The sequence below is a fragment of the Streptomyces sp. NPDC054847 genome (assembly GCF_053610925.1).
Window position 1 is genome coordinate 1 of sequence record NZ_JBSGZJ010000365.1, and the last position, 7,228, is coordinate 7,228.

Here is a 7,228-nt window from a genome sequence, read left to right on the forward strand (position 1 = left end):
CTGGTGCGGGGCTTTCCTGCGTTCAAGGGTCGATTAGGGTCGGCCGCATGCGCTATGACCTCGTCATCTTCGACAACGACGGAGTGCTCGTCGACAGCGAGCCCCTGTCCAACACCCTCCTGGCTGCCTATCTCACCGAGCTGGGGCACTCCACCACGTACGAGGAGTCCCTGCGGGACTACATGGGCGCCGCGATGCACCGGGTGCACGACATCGTCCGGGAGCGGACCGGGCAGGACCTGCCGGCGGACTTCGACGACACGTTCCATGCCCGCGTCTTCGCCGCGTTCGAACGGGAGTTGGCGGCCGTCGACGGGGTGACCGAAGTGCTCGAGAAGCTCCGCGCCGATGCCGTCCCCTACTGCGTCGCGTCGTCCGGCAGTCACGAGCGCATCCGCATCGGGCACCGCACGACCGGACTCGACCGGTGGTTCAGGGAAGAGACCGTCTTCAGCGCCCAGGACGTCGGCATGGGCAAGCCGGCACCCGACCTGTTCCTCCACGCCGCCGAGCGGATGGGTGTGGCGCCCGAGCGGTGCGTGGTCGTCGAGGACAGCCGTCTCGGCGTGCAGGCGGCGCTCGCGGCCGGGATGGACGTGTACGGATTCACCGCCATGACCCCTGCGGCCGAACTGGCGGGCGCCGACGGACACTTCGCCACCATGGCGGAGCTGCCCGCACTCCTCGTGTGAACGCCAGCCGGGCGACGCCGGCAGGTCGGCGGCGTCGTTCACGGTGGAGCGGGTCGTACGACGCTGCCCGTGTGACGCGTCTACCGCCCGGTAGAGCCCGGGCTTACGCTGTGCGGCCATGACAGAACCGCGGTTGCGCCACGGGCGGACCTCCCTCGCGTTCAGCTTCTTCTCGCAGGGTGTCGCGTTCGCTCTCCTCGTGACCCGAATACCCGCCATCCAGGAGCGGTACGGGATATCCGACGCCCTGCTGCCGCTGTTCCTCGCGGCGGTGCCCGTCCTCGCCGGGGTGGGCAGCGTGCTGACCGAACGGATCGTGCGGCCTGCGCCCGTGAGTGCGGTGCTGCGCTGGGCCCAGCCGGTGGTGCTGCTGGCGCTGCTCGGTGTGGCCGCGGGCGACGAGATGTGGCACGTGGCCGTCGCGCTCGGGGTGTTCGGGCTGTCGGTGGGCGCGCTCGACGCGTCGATGAACATGCTGGGCGTCGGGCTCCAAGCGGCGTACGGGCGCAGCATCATGCTCGGATTCCATGCGGCGTACAGCCTCGGCGGGATCGTCGGCGCCTCACTCGCCTGGGCGGGTGCGCACTGGGACCTGGCGCTCGTCGTCTCCTACTTCCCTGTGGTCGTGGTGCTGGTGCCCGCGGCGCTGGTGGGCAGCCGGTGGTACTACGGCGGGGAGCGCCCGCAGGGCCGCCCGGAGACCGGCGACGGCGGCGGCAAGGACAGCGCGGCCGGCGACGGCGGCCGGGTGGCGTTCAGGATGCTGCTGCCGCTCGCGCTGGTGATGACCTTCGCGTACATCGGCGACTCGACCGTCTCCAACTGGAGCGCCAAATATCTGCAGGACGTCCTCGGCAGCTCGGAGGAGCTGGCGACCGTCCCGTACAACGCCTACATGGTGACGACCCTGGTGGGCCGGGCCGTCGGGGACCTCGGGGTGCGGCGCTTCGGGGCCGTGGCCGTCGTCCGGTGCGGGGCGGTGCTGGCGGCGGCCGGGTTCGCCGTGGTGGCGGCCGCGCCAGGGGCGTGGACGGGCATGGCGGGCTTCACGGTGCTGGGGCTCGGCCTGTGCGTGATCGTGCCGCAGACCTTCGCGGCGGCGGGCCGGCTGTTCGAGGGCCGGAGCGACGCGGCCGTGGCGCGGCTGAACGTCTTCAACTACGTCGGCTTCCTCATCGGGTCGCCTTTGGTCGGGGCGCTGGGGGACGCCTGGAGCTACCGCGGGGCGATGCTCGTACCGATGGCACTCGTGTTGTTGACGCTGGTGTACGCCGGATCGTTCGGCGAGGGGAGCGCCCGATACGGTGTCGGGCATGAGCGGCCGCGGATTGTTGATGTGGGACGAGGCGGTAACCGGGTATGACTTCGGTTCCGGCCATCCGATGGATCCGGTGCGGCTCGCACTGACCATGGGGCTGGTGCGGGCCTACGGGCTGGACCGGGCGATGCGGGTGGTCGCCGCCAGGCCGGCCGGGGAGTCGACGCTGCGGCTCGTGCACCGGGAGGACTACGTGGACGCGGTGCGGGCGGCGTCGGCCGACCCGAAGGCCGCGGACCAGTCGTACGGGCTCGGCACGGTCGACGACCCGGCGTTCGAGGGGATGCACGAGGCGTCGGCGCTGATCGCCGGGCAGTCCGTCGGCGCGGCGGAGGCCGTGTGGCGCGGAGAGGCCGACCATGCGGTCAACTTCGCCGGCGGGCTGCACCACGCGATGCCGGGGAGCGCCTCCGGGTTCTGCATCTACAACGACGCGTCGCTGGCCATCGCGCGGCTGCTCGAGCTCGGCGCGGAACGGGTGGCCTACGTCGACGTGGACGTCCACCACGGGGACGGCGTGCAGGCGGCGTTCTGGGACGACCCGCGGGTCCTGACGGTGTCGCTGCACGAACACCCGCAGACCCTGTTCCCGCAGACCGGCCGGCCGGAGGAGACGGGCGGGGCCGGTCCCGCGGAGGGCTCCGCGGTGAACGTGGCGCTGCCGGCCGGCACGGGGGACCAGGGCTGGCTGCGGGCGTTCCACGCGGTCGTGCCCGAACTGCTGGCCGACTTCCGGCCGCAGATCCTGGTGACACAGCACGGGGCGGACACACACTTCGAGGACCCGCTGGCGCACCTGGCGGTGTCGCTCGACGCGCAGCGCGCCGTCCAGGAGGCGTGCCACGCCCTGGCGCACGAGCACGTGGAGGGCGGCCGGTGGCTCGCGCTCGGCGGCGGCGGTTACGCGGTGGTCGACGTGGTCCCCCGGTCGTGGACGCATCTGGTGGGGATCGCGGCGCACCAGCCGGTCGAGCCCGAGTCGGTGATTCCCTCGTCGTGGCGGGACGAGGTGTACGCGCGGACGCGGCAGTTGGCTCCGGCCCGGATGACGGACGGCCGGTGGCCGGTGGCCTGGCGCGGCTGGGAGGAGGGCTACGACCCCGCGGACCGGCTGGACCAAGCCGTGCTGGCGACGCGGCGGGCGGTCTTCCCGCTGCGGGGACTGCTTGCCTGAGGCCGGTCGACCGGGTGCCTGACGGACGTTGGGCCAACTGTGCGGGTTGTTCGGGGTTTTCGCGTGGTGGGTGTCTCTCTGCGTCAGCATCGGGAGGGTGTTGAGCACCGAGGCGCTGCGGGCGCATCTGCTGGCGTCCCGGCTGGCCGGTGACGTCGCCACCTCCCGGGAGACGAGTCTGCGGAGCTATCGCGCGTTCGTCGCCCGCGATCCGCGGGTCACCCTCGGACTGGACCCCCGGTGGGCCTGGAGCGTGCGGGACGTCATCGCCCTCATGGCGGACAGGTGCGGGGTCTCGGCCGATCCCGAGCACGTGACCGGGGCGGACGTCATCGACCCGGAGCGGACCCTCGGCAGGCTCGCCGCGTTCGCGGAGCGGCTGGGCGCGGTGGCCGCGCAGGGCGGGGCGGTGCTGTTCGGCACCGGACATCCGCACCGGCTGCTCGGGTTCTACGCCGATCTGGCAGACGCGCTGTCGGCGGCGGGGTGTTCCGTACTCACACCCGCGCAGGGGCGATGTGTCGACATAACGACCCGGTTCGGCGTACGCACGTACCGGCTCGAATACGTACGGGGGGTGGCGCGGCTCCGGGAGGCGGGCGCCGGCGGCGCGGGAGCCCACAGTCATTCCCCGCTGCCGGTCAGGGTCGCGCTGGCGGCGGCCGCGGACGCCGGCGGGCGGCTGCCCGACCTGGTCGTCGGTGATCACGGCTGGGTCTGCGGAGCAGGTCAACTGGGTATCGAGGCCATCGGACTGGCCGACACCGACGATCCGGCGCTGTTCGTCGGTGAGGCGGAGGGGCAGGTGTCCGTCGCCGTTCCGCTTGATGACGCCGTAAGGTCCGATTACTACCGGCCGTTGACGCGCTATGTGCTCAATCGGGCGTGTCTGTCACAGTAGGCGGCCGATCGCTGCTCCTCTTCCCCACTCGCATCACCCGCCCCTAGTCTGGGCAGTGAGCGCACAGCGACGAAGAGTCACCGGAGGGGAAGCCGGTGCGCGTCGGGTGCGGAAGGTACAGGTGGGTCATGGCTGCTGGCAGCGAGAGGCCTCTCAACGAGGTCAAGTTCCTTACCGTGGCGGAAGTCGCCTCGGTGATGCGGGTGTCGAAGATGACCGTGTACCGCTTGGTGCACAGTGGTCATCTGCCGGCGATCCGGGTGGGGAGGTCCTTCCGGGTACCGGAGCAAGCGGTTCACGAGTATCTCCGCGAATCCTTCGTGGGGGTGGAATCCGCGTAACGGAGGAGGGACGGCCGCCCTCGGATTACGTCCCTCACTCGGCGGCAGGTAGGCTAGGCCGACGTAGGTCGTGTGGGCCCAGACGCCCCGCACCGAGTGAAGAGAAGTGAGCGAGGGTAGTCGTGGGCTCTGTTATCAAGAAGCGGCGTAAGCGGATGGCCAAGAAGAAGCACCGCAAGCTGCTCAAGCGCACCCGCGTTCAGCGTCGCAACAAGAAGTAAGCGGCAGCTGAGCGTGTCCTTCGGCCCCTCCACCAGTCCGGTGGAGGGGCCGAGGTGCTTCTCCGGGCCCGGGACGGACTCCGTACGGAGCAAGGGTGGAGCACTGGTGGACACGACGTGGCAAAAGTCGGTCGTGCGGTCATCACAGCGCAACAGTGACGCGCTACGGTGACGCCAGGAGCTAGGGAAGGCGCTGATCTTGGGCAAGGTCGTGCTCGTCACCGGAGTGGCCCGGCAGCTCGGCGGCCGTCTCGTGCGGCGGATCCAGCGGGATCCCGAGGTGGACCGGGTGATCGGGGTCGACGCCGAGGGGCCAGGACACCATCTGGGCGGGGCCGAGTTCGTGCGTGCCGACATCCGCCGGCCCGCGATCGCGAGGGTCCTCGCCGAGCACGCCGTGGACACGGTGGTCCATATGGACGTCACCGGGACGCCGCTGGGCGCCGGCGGCCGCACGGCCGTCAAGGAGACCAACGTCATCGGCACCATGCAGCTGCTCGGCGCCTGCCAGAAGTCACCGACCGTCAAGCGGCTGGTGATCAAATCGAGTACGAGCGTGTACGGCTCCGCCCCCCGCGACCCGGCGGTCTTCACGGAGACCACCCCGCCCAAGTCGCTGCCGAGCGGTGGATTCGCCAAGGACGCCGTCGAGGTCGAGGGATACGTACGCGGCTTCGCTCGCCGCCGGCCCGACGTGGCGGTGTGCGTACTGCGCTTCGCCAACATCCTCGGACCGTGCGCGGACTCGCCGCTCGCCGAGTTCTTCTCGTTGCCGGTGATGCCGACGGTCTTCGGCTACGACCCCCGGCTCCAGTTCGTCCACGAGGACGACGTGATCGACGTATTGCGGATCGCCCTCCACGAGCCGCGCCGCGGCACGCTCAACAGCGGCACCTTCAACATCGCGGGTGACGGTGTGCTGACGCTGTCGCAGTGCTCGCGGCGGCTGGGGCGGCCGACGATGCCGCTGCTGCTCCCTGCGGTCACGTGGGTGGGCTCGGCGCTGCGGACGGTCGGTTTCACCGACTTCTCGCCCGAGCAGATCCGGCTGCTCACGCACGGACGGGTGGTGAGCACCGTTCAGATGCGCGAGACACTGGGCTTCCGGCCGAAGTACACGACCGCGGAGACGTTCGCGGACTTCGCGCGCAGCCGTGGCCCGGGGCTGCTGCCGCCGAAGGCGGTCGCCGAGGCGGTGGACCGGGTCGCGGAGGCCCTGTCGCTCGGTGTCCTCGACGCGGTGCCCGTCGAGGACGGCGGGCGAGCGGTCACCCAGACGACGCACAGCAGCGGACAGCCCGGATAAGGAGCGCAGCCGACGATGGCGGACGCCAAGGTCATTCCGTTCGACGACGACCGGTCGCGCGGCGGCGCCGCGCAGCGCCCGGCACGGCGGCGCTCCGCGTCCGGCGGCCTGCGCAAGGCGGAACCGGCGGTGGCGCGGGACGCCGCGCTGAGCCCGCTGCCCGGCCCGCAGGCCGGTGAGGGCGGTACGGGCCCCGACACCGGCCCGGCGGTCCCCGCCGAGCCGGTCCGTGGCGCCGTCTCCGCGGCTTCCGGCGTGTCGGGTGAGGCCGGCGGCTCCCCGCAGGACGGGAGGGCCGCCGAGGCCCCCGTGACGGCCGCCGGGGAGACGCCGGTGCCGCCGGACAGCGGCTGGGACCGGAGGATCGCCGGCGGGCTGGCGTTCCTGCGGCGACGCCTCACGGGCGACTACGAGGTCGACGAGTTCGGCTACGACGCCGAGCTCACCGACCAGGTCCTGATGTCGATGCTGCGGCCGATGTACCAGAAGTACTTCCGCGTCGAGGTCAAGGGCATCGAGAACATCCCGTCGGAGGGCGGGGCGCTGGTGGTGGCGAACCACTCGGGCACCGTGCCGCTGGACGGGCTGATGCTCCAGGTCGCCGTGCACGACAACCATCCGGCGGGCCGCCATCTGCGGCTGCTGGCCGCGGATCTGGTGTTCATGCTGCCGGTGGTCAACGAACTGGCCCGGAAGGCCGGTCACACCTTGGCGTGCACGGAGGACGCGGAAAGGCTGCTCCAGTGCGGTGAGGTCGTCGGTGTGATGCCGGAGGGCTTCAAGGGCATCGGCAAGCCGTTCAGCGAGCGCTACAAGCTTCAGCGTTTCGGACGGGGCGGCTTCGTCTCCACGGCGCTGCGGGCGGGCGTGCCGATCGTGCCGTGTTCGATCGTCGGGGCGGAGGAGATCTACCCGATGATCGGCAACGCGAAGACGCTGGCGCGGCTGCTCGGCTTCCCGTACTTCCCGATCACTCCGACGTTCCCGTGGCTCGGACCGCTGGGGGCTGTGCCCCTGCCGACGAAGTGGACGATCCAGTTCGGGGAGCCGATCGCGACGGACGGGTACCCGCCGGAGGCGGCGGAGGACCCGATGCTGATGTTCAACCTGACGGACCAGGTGCGCGAGCAGATCCAGCACACGCTCTACAAGCTGCTGGTACAGCGCCGCTCGGTCTTCTTCTAGGTCCTGCCCGGGCCCGAGAAGACCGCCCGGACAGCGCCTGGCCGTGCCGGCGCTGCCGGAGCGCCATGGACACCGGTGAGGGGTGGGTCC

The 7,228-nt window shown here is 71.2% G+C and carries 8 protein-coding genes; all 8 read left to right on the top strand.

From position 1 onward, the window contains the following. The first annotated feature begins 47 nt into the window (after positions 1-47). The gene (locus tag ACWGH4_RS27240; RefSeq protein WP_453465606.1) at positions 48-692 is read left to right on the top strand and encodes an HAD family hydrolase; all 645 of its coding nucleotides are present in this window, start codon (positions 48-50) and stop codon (positions 690-692) included. 118 nt (positions 693-810) lie between these two features. After that, positions 811-2,055: an MFS transporter gene (locus tag ACWGH4_RS27245; RefSeq protein ID WP_453465608.1), complete on the top strand. Its 1,245-nt coding sequence runs from the start codon at positions 811-813 to the stop codon at positions 2,053-2,055. Further along, entirely contained in the window at positions 2,006-3,184 is a 1,179-nt protein-coding gene (locus ACWGH4_RS27250; protein WP_453465610.1) for an acetoin utilization protein AcuC, read from the top strand. The genes ACWGH4_RS27245 and ACWGH4_RS27250 overlap by 50 nt, the downstream gene beginning before the upstream one ends. 97 nt (positions 3,185-3,281) lie before the next feature. Beyond that, positions 3,282-4,085: a phosphatase gene (locus tag ACWGH4_RS27255; protein ID WP_453465612.1), complete on the top strand. Its 804-nt coding sequence runs from the start codon at positions 3,282-3,284 to the stop codon at positions 4,083-4,085. 128 nt (positions 4,086-4,213) lie between these two features. Further along, positions 4,214-4,426: a helix-turn-helix domain-containing protein gene (locus ACWGH4_RS27260; RefSeq protein ID WP_014046653.1), complete on the top strand. Its 213-nt coding sequence runs from the start codon at positions 4,214-4,216 to the stop codon at positions 4,424-4,426. 122 nt (positions 4,427-4,548) lie between these two features. Further along, the gene (locus ACWGH4_RS27265) at positions 4,549-4,647 is read left to right on the top strand and encodes a 30S ribosomal protein bS22 (protein WP_003948845.1); all 99 of its coding nucleotides are present in this window, start codon (positions 4,549-4,551) and stop codon (positions 4,645-4,647) included. A 199-nt stretch (positions 4,648-4,846) separates the two neighbouring features. Further along, positions 4,847-5,953: an NAD-dependent epimerase/dehydratase family protein gene (locus ACWGH4_RS27270; protein WP_453465614.1), complete on the top strand. Its 1,107-nt coding sequence runs from the start codon at positions 4,847-4,849 to the stop codon at positions 5,951-5,953. A 15-nt stretch (positions 5,954-5,968) separates the two neighbouring features. Beyond that, positions 5,969-7,138, top strand: a complete 1,170-nt coding sequence (locus ACWGH4_RS27275) for a 1-acyl-sn-glycerol-3-phosphate acyltransferase (protein WP_453465616.1) — start codon at positions 5,969-5,971, stop codon at positions 7,136-7,138. Positions 7,139-7,228 lie beyond the last annotated feature (90 nt).

Excerpts from the sequence above, each read along its gene's own strand:
- ACWGH4_RS27240 (WP_453465606.1), top strand. The coding sequence starts at position 48 with ATGCGCTATGACCTCGTCATCTTCGACAACGACGGAGTGCTCGTCGAC.
- ACWGH4_RS27245 (WP_453465608.1), top strand. The coding sequence starts at position 811 with ATGACAGAACCGCGGTTGCGCCACGGGCGGACCTCCCTCGCGTTCAGC.
- ACWGH4_RS27250 (WP_453465610.1), top strand. The coding sequence starts at position 2,006 with ATGAGCGGCCGCGGATTGTTGATGTGGGACGAGGCGGTAACCGGGTAT.
- ACWGH4_RS27260 (WP_014046653.1), top strand. The coding sequence starts at position 4,214 with ATGGCTGCTGGCAGCGAGAGGCCTCTCAACGAGGTCAAGTTCCTTACC.
- ACWGH4_RS27275 (WP_453465616.1), top strand. The coding sequence starts at position 5,969 with ATGGCGGACGCCAAGGTCATTCCGTTCGACGACGACCGGTCGCGCGGC.